Genomic DNA, 14,043 nt, shown 5'->3' with positions numbered 1-14,043 from the left:
CCCGTTCGTCGGTGAGTAACAGTTCGCGGAGCGGAAGGAACGGCCATGCTGGTCAAGGTCAACGGTGTCGAGTTGTGCGTGGAAACGTTCGGAGACAAAGCTGATCCACCGGTCCTCCTGATCGGCATCTCCCTGCTCACCTGGCCCGACGAACTCTGTACTGCGCTGACCGGCCGGTACGTCGTCCGCTACGACCTCCGCGACACCGGCCGGTCGACCTTCGCCAACCCCGACGCCCCCACCTACAACCTCCGAGACCTCGTCACCGACGCCTCCGAACTGCTCGACGTTCTGGACATCCAGCGCGCACACGTGATCGGCCAAGGCGTCGGCGGCTTCATCGCCCAACTGCTCGCCCTCGACCACCCCGACCAGGTCGCATCGCTGACCCTGATCTCCACCCGCTCAGTAGCCCCCGGACCAGTCGACCCCGACCTCGATGACCACGCACCGGCCTTGATGCAGTTGTTCCAGCGACCCCACCCCAACTGGACCGACCGCAACAGCGTGATCGACTACCTGACCGACTCCACGCGCCTACTGGCCGGCTCCCGCGGATTCGACGAACCCGCAGTATGCGCAACCATCGGCGCCATCTTCGACCGATCGCCCAAGTCAGCAAGGGCCCAACGCGCCAGCCACCTCGGCACCATGTTCGCGGCGGTCAACTGCCAACCCCGCTGGCGAGAACGACTCAACGAAATCTCGGTACCAACCCTCGTCATCCACGGCGACGAAGACATCTTCTTCCCGCACCAGAACGGCGCCTCGCTGGCCGCCGACATCCCCAACGCCAAGCTGCTCACCCTCCCCGGCATCGGCCAGGGCCTCCCACGATCCACCTGGCCAACCGTCGCGGACGCCGTACTCCGCCACACCTCAGCGTCTTCGCTGTAGCCGACGAAATTCCGGTGCTGTATAGCTGTGGTTGCCACAGGACAAGACAAGGAGTCACGCGATGACGCGTCGGCGGCGCCCACGCCCCATGAATCCGTCGCACTCACCCCGGGAGGCGTCGTGAAGCTTCTGCTCACCTCCGGCGGCATCACGAACGAGAGCATCCGCGATGCGCTGATCGACCTGCTGGGCAAGCCGATCTCGGACGCTCATGCGCTCTGCATCCCCACCGCCCAATGGGGCCACCCGATGTTGGGACCCGCGTCGGTACGCGGCGTCATCGCCGGCGAACCTCCGTTTCTCCTGACCAGCCTGGGCTGGGCCTCCGTGGGCGTCCTCGAACTCACCGCGCTGCCCAGCATCGGCAAGGAACGCTGGGAGCCGTGGGTCCGGGAAGCCGACGTACTCCTGGTGGACGGCGGCGACGCGGCGTACCTGAGTCACTGGATGCGGAAGTCAGGCCTGTCGGAGCTCATCTCGACACTCCCTGAGACGGTCTGGGTAGGTCTGAGCGCCGGCAGCATGGTGATGACACCCCGGATCGGCCCCGACTTCGTCAGCTGGCCTGCTGCGCCGGACGACCACACCCTCGGGGTTGTCGACTTCTCGATCTACCCCCACCTGGACCACGAACTCATGCCGGACAACACCATGGCCAACGCGGAGAAGTGGGCCGCCGCCATCGCGGGCCCGGCGTACGCCATCGACGACCAGACCGCCATCAAGGTGACTGACGGCACCGTGGAGATCATCTCCGAAGGCCACTGGAAGGCGTTCCCCGCCTAGCCGCGCGGCACTGACATCAAGCGGATCGCGTCCTCCGTTGGAGTGCTAGCTCTACTGCATGCTCCGGGGTGTCGGCTACCTCGAGACCAGGAACCGGGTGGCCGTCAGCGTCCAAGATCTGCCAACCTCCGAGGCAGATCACGGGAACTCCGCCTCGCCGTTTCGCAAGCGCTAGCTCGCTCAAGGTGCCCCATGACCCGCCGATGACGATGACGGCGTCGGCTGACCAAACGAGGATCGCGTTACGGGCCTCGCCCATGTTGGTGACCAGCACGGCGTCCAGGTCGGGAGAGGCGCCGTCGCGGTCGGCGCCCGGTCGTACGCCGATGACGAGGCCGTTGTGGCTGCGCCCGCCGGCGGCGACAGCGGCCATGACGCCGGTCCCACCTCCGCACAGGATGACCGCATCGTTGTCGGCAAGGAGTTCGCCGACCCGGCGCGCCGCAGCGACGTCGGCATCGCTGGAGTCACGAGGCCCGCAGACTGCTACTTGGTACGGCACTCTCTGTTTCTATCAGGTCGGCAGCGACGGCAGTTCTCTTGCGGCCGGGTAAGCAGCGAACTGCTCGAGTTGGTGTCGCAGTTCGATGGCGACCCGGGACGTGGCGTACCGAGGCTGGTTGAGAGAGACGCCGATCTTCGCGGAGCGTTCGATCACTGGAACTGTTCGGCTCTCGGCGGGCAGCTGCAGGACCTGTGCCAGTCCGGCGGCACCGGTGTCCAGGTCGTCGAGGGCTACGTGTGCAGTGACCAGGTCGAGCTGAGCAGCGGCGATCAGCTCTGAGGAGCTACCTGTCGTTGTAGCGAAGAGTTGTAGCGATTCTTCGGCGTCGATGACAGCCTGCTGGTTGTGCCGCGGTCCGCCGAGGGCGAGGTGGGCTTCCGCGGCGTAGTACGCGGCTTTGCCCGGGGCAAAGTAGAAGACGCCGGGCTCAGGCCGCTGTCCTACGGCGTCATCGCGCGCGGCCGCGGCGCGTTGGAGGACGAGGGTCGTTTCTCGCTCGTCGCCCAAGGCTGCGAGCGCACGCGCTTCCTGGCTCGCGAGACGGAGTACGTCGCTGCCTGCCTGGGCGTTCAGTAGACCGCGATGAGCGAGGTCGGCGGACCTGCGGAAGTCTTTCTGCCAGTAGGCGACCTGAGACTGGACCCAGTACACGTAGCCGCGCAGTTGGTCTGCTCCGGACAGCTCGGAGCAGGTGAGCGCCATCCGAGTGTGGGTGTCGACTCCGTATGAGTAGCCGAGGTCGCTGCTCAGGTGAGCGAGTAGTGCGCTGACCAAGCCGGCGATCCGGTACAGCTCGCGGGCGTGGTCGGGTTTCGGGTGGCCTTCGATCAACTCGAACACGTCGCGGCGAAGGGCGGCGAGCGGCCTGAACATCGCGTAAGGGGTGGTGCGCATGTACTGCTCGGCCAGGTGGACTACGTCAGCATCGAGCTGTTCCAGTACCTCCGGACCGAGGTTGGTCCGAGCACGGCGTACGAACCGTGCTGAGTCCTCGGCTGCCATTGCAAGCTCCTCAGCAAGTACGGCGCCGGCGCCATGGATCGGGCCGGCCTCACCCCCCACGGGCGGATATACAGGCGGCTGCTTCGGCGGTGAAACAGCCGGGGCAGTTCACCCGGTGGGCCGATCAGGTCCTCGAACGGCGCGCCCCACAGGCGATGGGCGATCCGCCGGGTGGACGGATAGGCGTTCGAGGCCTGACCACTCATCCAGCGGCGAAGATGACGCGGCGACATGGTCGCGGGTTCACCCAACTGAGCGGCCAGCTTCTCGAACTCCCGCGCGGCGTCCGCGAGGGTCTGGTCGCGCTGCTGGAACAGCTGCTCCAGCAGCGTGCGTGGCTGATTGCGTTCCACGACCTCAACCACCTTCCCGTACGGGGACCTGAATTCTCAGCCTAGTTGGCTGGATCGCTACGCGTGGCCTGAACCAGTGGGGACGACCGCCAGATGTCACCTGCGCACGCAGTAAACACAGGCCTGACCGCCTCCTGTCCCCCAGCTGTCCGCCAGAGGTCCGCGGTGCGTGCTGGTGCTGTCCGCCCAATAGTCGTGACGATCAGTGACGCAGGACCACTGTTAGTGCACAAGGCCACCTGGAACTCGTGGGTCATGTGCCAGCCGCCAGCGAAGACGCCAACTGGGAGACGACATGAGTCCGGAGTTCGAGGTGCTGTACGGCCTAGCCGTCGCGCTGTGGCTGTACCTCGGTGCGACCCAGCAGGCTGACCGGTGACAGCGCCAGCGACGACTCCCACCGAGTTCGGTCGCGTTGTTGTGACGCTCGCCGGCCACCCCGTCATCGATCACGTCATCGCCGCGGAACGCGCGCCTTGGTACGCCGATGCCATGGCCCGGCGGTACCGCTCGTGCGACGTGAGCTCGGCACCGTATAGGGCAGGCGGTGCCGAACTGGCCGTGGCCGACGTCGCTACTGGTGATCGGCCGTGACTCGTGCCCAGTACCTGGTCGCGGCTGACTGCTGCTGCTCGGCGCAGGTACGCCGCGTGGTTCGAGCGGCCCAACGACCGGTTCCGCCGCTGGATGAACGAGGACTGACCGCTCCGGCGGTCACCTGAGACCGGGGGGCGGGATCCGGGCATCCTCAACCGTCGTCGTCACAGCTCGGCGCTTCCTCACGCCGAGCCGACTGATACCGCCCCCTCTAAGCCGGGAGTTCTCGGCCTGTGTCAGCCCTCCCCCTGTGCTGGCAGCCCTCCCCCGAGGGGCCGAGAACTCCCACCTGACCGGCGCGGCGGGCGATGAATTCGCTCATGCCCGCTGCGCCGTTCCAACCCACCCACCCAGCCATGCCTAGACCCACTCGCACCGCGGAACCGCCACCTCACGCGGACAGGAGGCACTGATGAACCACCACCAGCCACCGACTCCCGGCGACTTCCTGCACCGCGAAAGCGCCGCGAGATTCCTCAACGGCGCGCTGGGCGGGAAGGACAACTTCGCGATCGACCGTGCCCTCCTTGCGCAGGCGATTGAGATCACCGCCGACTTCGAATTGCTCGTGGCTACGGCCGAAAGGTTTCGGCAGTACGCCGTCCGCTCTCTGGTCGGTGCAGGCATCGACCAATTCATCGACTGTGGACCGGGACTGCCAGAGTTCGATGCCGCAACCGGCGCTCTGGCCCAGTTCTGCTGCGTGCTGTACGTCGAGCAGGACCCGATGGCGCTGAGCCGCGCCAGGGGTCTGCTGAATCGAGACGGCACCGCGGTGATCCAAGCCGACCTGTACGACCCTGCCGGAATCCGCGCCCACCCGGGCGCAGGCCTTCTCGACTGGGACCAGCCGATCGGCCTGATCCACAGCCACTCCTGGCTCCGCTCCCCCACCGACGCGGCCGCGCTCGCCGACGCCATGAAGGGCTTCGTCGCCGAACTCCCCGCCGGTTCCCACACCGCCAGCTGCCACCTCGAACTCCCCAGCCCCGCCCATCACCGCGGTGAGCAGGTCCTGCAGGCCACCGAACTGCAAGACCTGCTCACCTCGGCCGTCGGCGGCGGGTGGTTTCACACCCGCGCGCAGATCGAAGCCCTCTTCGGCGACCAGAAACCGCTCGCACCCGGCCTCGTACCAGCCCTGCAACTCCTGGACCAGACCTACGAACCCGCCCGGCCCGACGAGCAGACACTGTGCGACTTCCTGATCGCCGGCATTGCACGAGTACGGGAACCAGCGGCGGCCGGTGCCGGGTGAACGACACCACGAAGGTCGCTGAGGTCCGCCGGCTCCTCGACAGCGGCCTCTCGGCCGAACACACGATCGCCGCCATCCGGCAGGTCCTCGAACTCACCGCTCAGACCAACTGGCGACCTCGCCCCGACAACCCCAGTGACCGTCGCGCCGTACTCCGCGGCCAAGGGCATCACCGCGACGCCCACTGAGCACCCGTCACCTACAAGCAAGCCCACCCGCAGGACGGACACTGATCGCCGGCATCGTGGTCCGCTCTGGCTGCTGATGCTTCACACGCAGCTGCGCAGGTCAGCTCCCCGGTGCCCGGGACGCGATTCGAACCCGTGTGCCTTTCGGCGGCGAGGTTTAAGTTCGACCTGACCCCATCCCCGACCGTTCCCAGTCGTTCATCTGAGTCGCAGCGAGCTCGATCGGCACCGCCCCGATCGGGGCCGGACTGGGGCGAACTGCAACCGCAATTGCAACCACGGGCCGACCGGCGGATTCCTCGACGTTCGAGCGGATAGCAGACGAAGCTCACTACATCGATACTCGCGGACTCTGGCTGTTTGTGTGCTACGTGGGGATCATCGGATCTTCACTCTCAGTTGGGGGGCTCATGGGGAAGATCAGTTGGTTGACTGCGGAGCAATGGGGGATCGTTGGCGCCCTCGGCGCCGCGGCTCAGGCGGTGGCCGCCTTGCTGGCTCTAGGGGCTGCCATCTTTGCTGCTCGCTATGCGGCAGACCAAGTACGCCAGGCTCGACTTCAGGTCGAGGAGGCTCAGAAGGCTCGGTTCGATCAACTTGAGCAGGCTGCGGCACAAGAGCAGGCAGCAAGAGACCTCGAGTTTCAGCGACGCAAGGAGTTGGCCGAACAGGAGGAGCGGCGACAAGAGGAACTTGCTCGGCCTTTCGTTATCGTTGACTTCGAGCCAAGTCCTGTGTTCATGAATGCAATAAATTTGGTGATCGAGAATGTCGGCAAGACCTTGGCAAAGAGTGTGCGATTCACCTTCGATCCACCATTGGAAAGTTCACAGACCGAAGATCAATACCGCCTCAAGGACTCGGTTCTTATCAAGCAAGGAATCCCGGCGATGCCGCCTGGGCGTCGAGTCGAGGCGATGTTTGATTTGTCGCACGAGAGGTTCAAGACGGAACTTCCGATGACGTATCGCGTTCGCGTAGAATCCCAGGATGCGAAGGGGCGAGAACAAGAAGCATTGGAGTACGTCTTAGATTTAAATTTCCGCTATGGGCTACTGCATTTCGACGTTAAAACTATCCACCATGCGGCAAAATCACTGCGGGAGATCGAGAAGAATCTCAAGAAATTTACGGCGCATTTCAATGGGGTAAGGGTATGGGTTCGCGACGAGGATGCCTACTTGGCTGCGCAAGCGAAAGATTTCGAAGACTACAAGGCACAGGAAGCATTGAGAGATAAGGTCGCCCGCGCCCAGGCGGCGGGGGTGCCGCTATCCGAGTTGGACGATTTTGAACGCGAGGACGCGGCCTCAGAGGATTCTGAGTCGTCGCCATAGCGTGATACTGATGCCAGGTGACGGTTACGTGTCAAACGCGGGCAGTCCTGCCGCATCGTCCCGATCCCTGCCGACCCCTTCGGAGGTATGAGTGAATAACGTGTCTGTGAATCCATACGCGATCGCATTTATCGCGGTGGCCGGCACCATCCTCGGCGCGTTGCTGTCGTCATTAACACAGCTTGCAACGATGGCTTTGAACCGAAAAAGCGAACGCCTCAAGCTGCAGACGACTCTTGAGCATGCGACCACTGAGCGGCTCGCAACGGAGCGCAGGGCGGTTTACGCACGATTTCTGGTTGCCGCCCAGACCCAGAACCTACTGAACCTTAGGATCTTCTCCAAAAAGGGACGCGGTGACGATGACGAGATTTCTTCTACAATGAGTGAATTGCGAATCGCAGCACGCGAGGCCGCGTTACTCGCCGAACACGAGTTGTCTGATGGCATCTCTGCAATGTTGAATCGACTGACGCAAGAGTTGCACCAAGCTTTGGCGAAAGAGAACCCTGACGACCCCAATCACGAGCGAGGAGGCATCACAATGGCAAAGGTGGAGAATATGATGCAGGCTGAACTCGGGATTAAGAATCGACATCTCATCGACGACCGCGGCTTGATTGTTAGACAAGTAGCCAAGTCATGATGCCAGGTCGCGCGGCCAAGCTTTTGGCATCGTCCCGATAGCTGCCGACCTTAGGTTCGGCGCGGGTCCAGGGTCGAGCTTGCTCGATCGCGGAGCGACGCCACAGGCGCCCTTGACGCGGGCCGGGCCGGACCGTCCCTCCCATGATTGCTAGCGGGACGATGCGGGAACCCACGACCAGGCGGCGGGCGACCTGGACCACGGCGGCGGGTAGCCGGCCGATTGGGGCGAGTGGCTACATCAGAGGGTGTCTATCGTTGATGGCAAGTTCTGCTGTCTACGACCGGCACCCTTTGGCACGTGCGCGCCAAGCCAACGGGGGACGAAGTCGACGAGCCCTTAGGCGAGGAGCCGGAGGTTGCCCCGCTCCCCCGGTCCTTCGGTGGCGGCGCGCTTTCGGGCCCTGGAGGGGCCCGTCTTGAAGACGTAGAGAAAGTTGCCAGATTTCTGTGACAGCGCGAGAGCACCACGCGGCCGACACGGCGCGAGTGCAACCGCTGATGCAACCACGAGGGGTCGAGTCGGTTCCTGCTGCCGGTGCCTCGCAGGCAATGCGCAGGTCAGACGATTAGTGCCCGGGACGGGATTCGAACCCGTATGCCTTTCGGCTGCGAGGTTTAAGTTCGACCTGACCATATCCTCGATCGTCCATGGTCGTTCGCAGGAGTCGCGGCGACCTTGGTCAGCACTATCCAGGCCAGGGGTGAACGAGGGCGAACTGCAACCGCAATTGCAACCAAAACGGCGTGTGGGAGTTAGGCGGTCCAGCGGTCTCCCGGCGCTTCTCCGCCCATGGCTAACGCTAGGGCCAGGAGTCCTGAGGGTGACCTCACCGCACCTATCGCCGAGACCGCCAGGCCCGACGCCAAGCAAGACCAGGCCGTCGAGGAGTGGCTCATGGCCGGTCTACTCAGGCCAGGCCGATACTTCAGCTTCGGGTGAGTTGCCGACGAGGCGCACTACATCGATACTCGCGGACCCTAGGCAGGCGCTCCGCTTCTCGGCATCATGCATACCCACAAGGCCGGAGGGGCGTCGTCTGGACCGAGGACGATGCAGGCTTTGGGTACATAGGGGGCGGAATGACAATTGAGTCATTTGAAGTCAATGGAAATTGGTGGCTTCCAGGCAAATCAGAGGATCCAGTAGCGGGGCGGCTCACCTTTGATCCAGAATCTGGAATCGAGTTGGCGTTGGTCGGAACACTGACTTCCCACAAGAAAACCGTCCTGGAAGACGGCTCGACCGTGACCGAGCTTTCCGAATCAACACTCGGCGGCGACCACGACTTCGTGCATGGATTCAACGGGAAGGAGTCCTATACTCTGATCGACTGCTTCACCGCAAAGTCCAGCACGACATTTCCATCCATGTATGGCGAAGAGGTGATCCGAGCCAATTCCATGGTGAAAGGTGCTCATTTTGCCGGTGAAGGTCCGATGGATGCTGAGGGATTCACAATTCGCACCAAATACCTGGCACACTGGATGGACACGCCTGGATTTGAGGCAGACCCGGACGGGAAGCCTCAAGACGAGATGTCGAAAACTCTGCGCATCGTCCAACGGCCAGCAGAATCCTTCATCCTTGCCAACGACATGAAGGCAAAGCTTGCGCACGTTATCGGCTGGGAAGGCGACGGGATTACCAGCCGGACTCTTCAGCAGGACTACAATTTTGGCGCCCGCGGCGATACACTCGTTGAACTACAGGACCTGCTCGATATTGCCAGCGACTTCCAAGATCTCGTCTCCATCGGCACGGGGAGGACAGCCGAGTACAGCCGTGTATGGCTGTCACGTAGCGATGTACACGAGAAGAGCATGGCCGATACTGACTTGGGCGAGAAGTCCCTAGAATTCTTTGCCCGCTGGAACGTCCGAGACGATGTTGATTCGAAACCTCTCTGGTCACACGCCATGTACTTTTCCTATAAGGACATCGGTGGAATCAAGGGGGTAGAGGCGTGGTTGAATACGGCAGCGAAATACCGGTCCCTACTCAGCCGAGTCATGGCTATGCGATTTTCGAAGTCTTCGTTCGTCTCTGATCGTCTTATGAATCGGGCCGCCGCATTGGAGGCTCTCGACAAAGCGCTCACTGGCTACGCTGGCAGTGCATTCAAGACTCGCATTGGCCGGTGCGGACAGCTTGCTGGACCAGAATTCGTAGCGCTTATTGGCGGGGACGTCACCAAGTGGGCCAAGGCAATCGAGTTTGAGCGTCACGATATCGCCCATCACCTCGGTCGCCATATCCGCCCGCTTTCTCCAGAGCTACATTTTCTTGCCGAATCCCTGTATTGGGCATTCATACTTTGCATCCTCCGTGAGATGAGTGTCGACCAGGCCGTATATGTGCGGATCTTCCAGAACCAGAACATGGCATTCTTGGGTCCGAAAATTCAATCTGCAGTAGACGCCATTGTCAGCCTGGCCGATGCCGAGGCAGCGGCAACCACCGGTTGACGGTTACGTGTCAAGAGCGCGGCCAGCCCTCCCGCAATCGCCCCGATAGCTGCCGACCTAAGGTGGGGCGCGGTGCGGGTCAGGGGTCGAGCTTGCTCGATCGCCTTGGCGACGCCGGAGGCGCCCTTGAGGCGCACCGCGCCGCACCGTCCCTTCCATGATTGCTAGCGGGGCGATGCCGTAACTGAGGATCAGACGGCAGTCCGGCCTGGACCACGGCGGCGCGGCCGGCCGATTGCCGAGTGGCTACGCCACAGGGTGTCGATCGTTGATGGCGAGTTCTGCTGTCTGCGACCGGCACCCTTGGCACGTGCGCGCCAAGCCAACGGGGGACGGGGCCGACCAGCCCTTAGGCGAGGAGCCGGAGGTCGCCCCGCTCCCCCGGTCCTGTGGTGGCGGCGCGCTTTCAGGCCCTAGAGGAGGCCCGACTTGAAGACGTAGAGAAAGTTGCCAGATTTCTGTGACAGCGAGAGAACACCACGCGGCCGACACGGCGCGAGTGCAACCGCTGATGCAACCACGAAGGGTCGAGTCGGTTCCTGCTGCCGGTGCCTCGCAGGCAAGTGCGCAGGTCAGACAACCAGTGCCCGGGACGGGATTCGAACCCGTATGCCTTTCGGCTGCGAGGTTTAAGCTCGCTGCGTCTGCCGTTCCGCCACCCGGGCCTGCGACCAGAGGAGCACCCTACAAGGAGATCCTGGTCACCGACACAGGGTAAGGCTGAGTGGGAGGAAGATCGGGCTGTACGGAGGTCCGGGCGCGGTGAGATGCCGGAAGTTGAGCGGGGGCACTCCGCCGGGCCGGTCGGTGACGCGAGGGGCATCCGCGGTCCTAGCGAAACGGCCCGGGGTGGGTGGGGCGATGTACGCAAGGGCGCACCAAACAGTCCGGGGGCCTTCCCAACCCAGCAACACGGCCCGGGGTGGGTGGGGCAACGTACGCAGGGGTGCAACCTGAGTCGGGGAGCTGGCCCCAGCTACAGATAAACCTTCCGCGGATACACAGCATGCGCCCCAGCCACCCGGTCCAAGAACAACGCACCAGCACAATGGTCGATCTCATGCTGCAGCGCTCGCGCCTCGAAGGCGTCCGTGGTGAGAGTCAGCTCGTCGGTCGTCCCAGGCAGTACGCCGGTGACGGTCAGCCGGGTTGCGCGTTTGACGTCGCCGGTGAGGTCGGGGACCGACATGCAGCCTTCGCGGGCCTTTTCCTGGCGGCTGGATTCGACGATCACCGCGTTGCAGAGGACGAAGACGCCGTGGCAGGTGCGGGTTTTCGGGTGGCCGGTCACGTCCAGGGCGAACATCTGGGCCGCGATGCCGACCTGGGGAGCGGCGAGACCGACGCAGCCGGGCGAGACCCGCATGGTGGCGACCAGGTCGGCGGCGAGCGCGAGCATGACCGGGTCGAGCGGGTCGACCGAAGCGCCCTCGGTGGCGAGCACGGGATGTGGGGCGCGAACCACCTCCAGTACGTCGCCGGTGAGCCCCAGCTGAGCGGGGCTCCAGCTTGCGAGGGTCTGGTTGAGGTGGGCAGTCACCGGGGAGTTCACAGATCGTCGCTCTCGGCGGGGCGCAGCGTGATGCCGACGCCCAGCTCTTCGGCGGTGATCTCCAGCGCGCGCTGCAACATGTTGAGCTCGGCTCCGGCCGGCAGTTCGACCTCGGCCGTCAGGACGTACAGGGCACCGCTCAGCCGGGTCGTCTGATCGGTGATCGTGCCGCCGACGCTCGCGATCATCCGGGTCACCGCGGCCACGATCCCCGGCCGGTCGGCGCCGTGGACGCTCAACATGTACGGCGCCCCGATCGGCGCGTGGGTCTGCTCCGGGCCCATCTCACGCACCGTGATGACCAGCTCGCCGCGCAGTGGCTCCAGTGCCTCGCGCACCTCGGCCAGCGGTCCGGTACCGACGATCATCATCGCGAAATGGCCGCGCAGGAGCGTCATCGTGGAGTCCTCGAGATTCACCCCGGTCTGGGCGAGCGCCTCGGTGACGTCGGCGATGATGCCCGGGCGGTCCGGGCCGATGACAGTGACTGCGAGCTGACTCATGAGCGAAAACCTACCCGGACCAAAGTCTCGACCTGATCAGACTTCGGTATCCGGACGCCTCCGGTCGCCACCGCCGGCCCGGAAGGGTGGCTAGATTCGACCCATGGCCGGTTCCGAAGGACCTCGACGCAGCGCCCGGGACTGGGCGGTCGACAGTCTCAGCTTCCTGGTCGCGATCCTGATCAGCCTGGTCGGGTTCGACAGCGGCCGTCGCGATCCGGTCCCGGGCTGGCTGCTGGATCTCGACTTCCTCGTCGGGATCGCGCTGTGCCTGACGCTGTGGTTCCGGCGGCGCTGGCCGGTCCAGCTGGCGATCGTCGGCGCGGTGGTCTCGACCTTCTCCGACTCCGCCGCGGGCGCGACCCTGATGCTGATCATCACGGTGGCGATCTACCGCTCGTTCCGCACGACGCTGGCGGTCTTCGGCGTCAACCTGGTCAGCCTGATCATCTACATCCAGGTCCGGGACAAGCCGGAGCCGGTCGAGGTGACCGTCATCGTCGCGCTCCTCATCTACCTCGCGCTCGCCGGCTGGGGCCTGTACCTGCGGTCCCGCCGTCAGCTCCTCCAGACCCTGCGCGACCGCGCCGACCGAGCCGAGGCGATGGCACTGCTGCAGGTCGAGCGTGGCCAGTTGCGGGCCCGCGAGGAGATCGCCCGCGAGATGCACGACGTACTCGGCCACCGTCTCTCCCTGCTCAGCGTGCACGCGGGAGCCCTCGCCTACCGACCGGACGCGACCAGTCAGGAGGTGGCCGGCGCCGCCGAGATCATCCGGGCCAGCGCCCATCAGGCGCTGCAGGATCTTCGCGAGGTGATCGGCGTACTCCGCGCGCCCGTCGGCGAGCTGCCACAGCCGGCCTTCGCGGATCTCCCGGCGCTGGTGGACGACGCCCGGCAGGCCGGTCTCCCGGTCGAGCTGGAGTTCGATGCCGTCGGCAACCTCCCCGAGCACGTCGGCCGGACAGCGTACCGGATCGTCCAGGAAGGCCTGACGAACGCGCTCAAGCACGCGCCGGGCGAGCCGGTCCGGGTCAAGGTCGCCGGTACGCCGGGCAGCGGCCTGACCGTCGAGCTGCACAACCCGGCCGGCCAGTCGCGGCGCGGTGACGGTCAGGGCCTGATCGGGCTCAGCGAGCGCGCCCAACTGGTCGACGGGCGGCTCGAACACGGCCGGACCCCCGAGGGCGAGTTCCGGCTCGCCGCTTGGCTACCGTGGCCGGCATGACCATTCGGGTGTTGATCGTGGACGACGATCCGCTGCTGCGCGCTGGGCTGCAACTGATGCTCGGTGGCGCGCCGGACATCCGGGTGGTCGGCGAGGCCGGGGACGGTACCGGCGTCCAGGCGCTGATCGACCGGCTCTCCCCCGACGTCGTACTGATGGACATCCGGATGCCGACCATGGACGGCCTGACCGCGACGGAGGCGATCCGGCGGCGTCCGGGCGCGCCCGAGGTGGTCATCCTGACCACCTTCGACGCCGACGAGCACGTACTGCGCGCGCTTCGCGCGGGAGCCGCGGGCTTCATCCTCAAGGACACCCCACCGGCCGAAATCGTCGAGTCGGTCCGCCGGATCGCGGGCGGCCAGCCGGTCCTCTCTCCCGGCGTGACGAAGCGGCTGATCACCCGGGTCGCCAGCTCCGGCCACGACCAGCGCAAAGGCAAGGCCGCCGAGCGGATCGAGGCCCTCAACGAGCGCGAGCGCGATATCGCCGTGGCGGTCGGCGAGGGCAAGTCGAACGCCGAGATCAGCGCCGCCCTCTACCTCAGCATCCCCACGGTCAAGACGCACGTCTCCCGCATCCTGACCAAGCTGGACATGAACAACCGGGTCCAGATCGCTCTGCTGGTGCACGACGCGGGCCTCCTCGACGACACCCGCTGATCACCAACCCTTCACGCGGGCGCATACCGTTGCTGCCCCAACCGCATTAGCCTCTAGAGAG

At 64.8% G+C, this 14,043-nt stretch carries 15 protein-coding genes and 2 tRNA genes; 10 read left to right on the top strand and 7 right to left on the bottom strand.

Annotated features, from left to right (window positions below; translation table 11 throughout):
• Positions 1-45: 45 nt before the first annotated feature.
• Positions 46-897, top strand: a complete 852-nt coding sequence (locus OX958_RS08540) for an alpha/beta fold hydrolase (protein WP_270136660.1) — start codon at positions 46-48, stop codon at positions 895-897.
• A gap of 120 nt (positions 898-1,017) precedes the next feature.
• The gene (locus OX958_RS08535) at positions 1,018-1,683 is read left to right on the top strand and encodes a Type 1 glutamine amidotransferase-like domain-containing protein (protein WP_270136659.1); all 666 of its coding nucleotides are present in this window, start codon (positions 1,018-1,020) and stop codon (positions 1,681-1,683) included.
• Positions 1,684-1,699: 16 nt separating this feature from the next.
• Here OX958_RS08535 and OX958_RS08530 read toward each other — a convergent pair whose 3' ends face one another.
• Genes OX958_RS08530 through OX958_RS08520 form a run of 3 tightly spaced genes read right to left on the bottom strand, consistent with a single transcriptional unit; the run spans position 1,700 to position 3,543 of the window.
• Entirely contained in the window at positions 1,700-2,185 is a 486-nt protein-coding gene (locus OX958_RS08530; protein WP_270136658.1) for an LOG family protein, read from the bottom strand.
• A gap of 12 nt (positions 2,186-2,197) precedes the next feature.
• Positions 2,198-3,190 (bottom strand): hypothetical protein, encoded by a 993-nt coding sequence (locus OX958_RS08525; RefSeq protein ID WP_270136657.1) that lies wholly within the window; start codon positions 3,188-3,190, stop codon positions 2,198-2,200.
• The gene (locus OX958_RS08520) at positions 3,103-3,543 is read right to left on the bottom strand and encodes a hypothetical protein (RefSeq protein WP_270136656.1); all 441 of its coding nucleotides are present in this window, start codon (positions 3,541-3,543) and stop codon (positions 3,103-3,105) included. Before OX958_RS08520 ends, OX958_RS08525 begins: the two co-directional genes overlap by 88 nt.
• A gap of 375 nt (positions 3,544-3,918) precedes the next feature.
• Between OX958_RS08520 and OX958_RS08515 the strand changes: the two genes are divergently transcribed.
• The 5 genes from OX958_RS08515 to OX958_RS08495 all read left to right on the top strand — a co-directional run bounded on the left by OX958_RS08515 (position 3,919) and on the right by OX958_RS08495 (position 7,569).
• The gene (locus OX958_RS08515) at positions 3,919-4,137 is read left to right on the top strand and encodes a hypothetical protein (RefSeq protein ID WP_270136655.1); all 219 of its coding nucleotides are present in this window, start codon (positions 3,919-3,921) and stop codon (positions 4,135-4,137) included.
• Positions 4,138-4,552: 415 nt separating this feature from the next.
• Complete coding sequence (locus tag OX958_RS08510; RefSeq protein WP_270136654.1) at positions 4,553-5,398, top strand: SAM-dependent methyltransferase; 846 nt, start codon at positions 4,553-4,555, stop codon at positions 5,396-5,398.
• Entirely contained in the window at positions 5,395-5,586 is a 192-nt protein-coding gene (locus OX958_RS08505; RefSeq protein ID WP_270136653.1) for a hypothetical protein, read from the top strand. Before OX958_RS08510 ends, OX958_RS08505 begins: the two co-directional genes overlap by 4 nt.
• Positions 5,587-5,996: 410 nt before the next feature.
• Positions 5,997-6,923, top strand: a complete 927-nt coding sequence (locus OX958_RS08500; RefSeq protein WP_270136652.1) for a hypothetical protein — start codon at positions 5,997-5,999, stop codon at positions 6,921-6,923.
• Positions 6,924-7,023: 100 nt separating this feature from the next.
• On the top strand, positions 7,024-7,569 hold the full coding sequence (locus OX958_RS08495) for a hypothetical protein (RefSeq protein ID WP_270136651.1): 546 nt from the start codon (positions 7,024-7,026) through the stop codon (positions 7,567-7,569).
• A gap of 572 nt (positions 7,570-8,141) precedes the next feature.
• Here the strand turns inward: OX958_RS08495 and OX958_RS08490 are convergent.
• A tRNA-Leu gene (locus OX958_RS08490) sits at positions 8,142-8,267 on the bottom strand.
• A gap of 384 nt (positions 8,268-8,651) precedes the next feature.
• Here OX958_RS08490 and OX958_RS08485 point away from each other — a divergent pair.
• Entirely contained in the window at positions 8,652-10,037 is a 1,386-nt protein-coding gene (locus tag OX958_RS08485) for a hypothetical protein (RefSeq protein WP_270136650.1), read from the top strand.
• A gap of 584 nt (positions 10,038-10,621) precedes the next feature.
• Here the strand turns inward: OX958_RS08485 and OX958_RS08480 are convergent.
• From OX958_RS08480 to OX958_RS08470, 3 genes are all read right to left on the bottom strand, one after another.
• A tRNA-Leu gene (locus OX958_RS08480) sits at positions 10,622-10,702 on the bottom strand.
• A 311-nt stretch (positions 10,703-11,013) separates the two neighbouring features.
• Positions 11,014-11,577 (bottom strand): peptide deformylase, encoded by a 564-nt coding sequence (locus OX958_RS08475; RefSeq protein WP_270136649.1) that lies wholly within the window; start codon positions 11,575-11,577, stop codon positions 11,014-11,016.
• Positions 11,578-11,585: 8 nt separating this feature from the next.
• On the bottom strand, positions 11,586-12,092 hold the full coding sequence (locus OX958_RS08470; protein WP_270136648.1) for a glycine cleavage system protein R: 507 nt from the start codon (positions 12,090-12,092) through the stop codon (positions 11,586-11,588).
• Between the two features lie 103 nt (positions 12,093-12,195).
• On the opposite strand from OX958_RS08470, the gene OX958_RS08465 reads away from it, so the two are divergent.
• Together OX958_RS08465 and OX958_RS08460 are read left to right on the top strand one after the other, a co-directional pair.
• Positions 12,196-13,320, top strand: coding sequence for a sensor histidine kinase (locus OX958_RS08465; RefSeq protein ID WP_270136647.1), 1,125 nt, complete (start codon positions 12,196-12,198; stop codon positions 13,318-13,320).
• Positions 13,317-13,982 carry a response regulator gene (locus OX958_RS08460; RefSeq protein ID WP_270136646.1) on the top strand — a complete coding sequence of 222 codons (666 nt, stop codon included), beginning with the start codon at positions 13,317-13,319 and terminating at the stop codon, positions 13,980-13,982. The genes OX958_RS08465 and OX958_RS08460 overlap by 4 nt, the downstream gene beginning before the upstream one ends.
• The last annotated feature ends 61 nt before the right edge of the window (positions 13,983-14,043 follow it).

Source organism: Kribbella sp. CA-293567 (genome assembly GCF_027627575.1).
Classification (GTDB): domain Bacteria; phylum Actinomycetota; class Actinomycetes; order Propionibacteriales; family Kribbellaceae; genus Kribbella.
The sequence above is the reverse complement of the archived record's forward strand: the minus strand, read 5'-3'. Positions and strand labels throughout refer to the sequence as shown.

What these genes read in the sequence shown, in the direction of transcription:
- OX958_RS08540 (WP_270136660.1), top strand. Translation starts at nt 46, where the DNA reads ATGCTGGTCAAGGTCAACGGTGTCGAGTTGTGCGTGGAAACGTTCGGA.
- OX958_RS08525 (WP_270136657.1), bottom strand. Translation starts at nt 3,190, where the DNA reads ATGGCAGCCGAGGACTCAGCACGGTTCGTACGCCGTGCTCGGACCAAC.
- OX958_RS08510 (WP_270136654.1), top strand. Translation starts at nt 4,553, where the DNA reads ATGAACCACCACCAGCCACCGACTCCCGGCGACTTCCTGCACCGCGAA.
- OX958_RS08500 (WP_270136652.1), top strand. Translation starts at nt 5,997, where the DNA reads ATGGGGAAGATCAGTTGGTTGACTGCGGAGCAATGGGGGATCGTTGGC.
- OX958_RS08485 (WP_270136650.1), top strand. Translation starts at nt 8,652, where the DNA reads ATGACAATTGAGTCATTTGAAGTCAATGGAAATTGGTGGCTTCCAGGC.
- OX958_RS08470 (WP_270136648.1), bottom strand. Translation starts at nt 12,092, where the DNA reads ATGAGTCAGCTCGCAGTCACTGTCATCGGCCCGGACCGCCCGGGCATC.
- OX958_RS08465 (WP_270136647.1), top strand. Translation starts at nt 12,196, where the DNA reads ATGGCCGGTTCCGAAGGACCTCGACGCAGCGCCCGGGACTGGGCGGTC.
- OX958_RS08460 (WP_270136646.1), top strand. Translation starts at nt 13,317, where the DNA reads ATGACCATTCGGGTGTTGATCGTGGACGACGATCCGCTGCTGCGCGCT.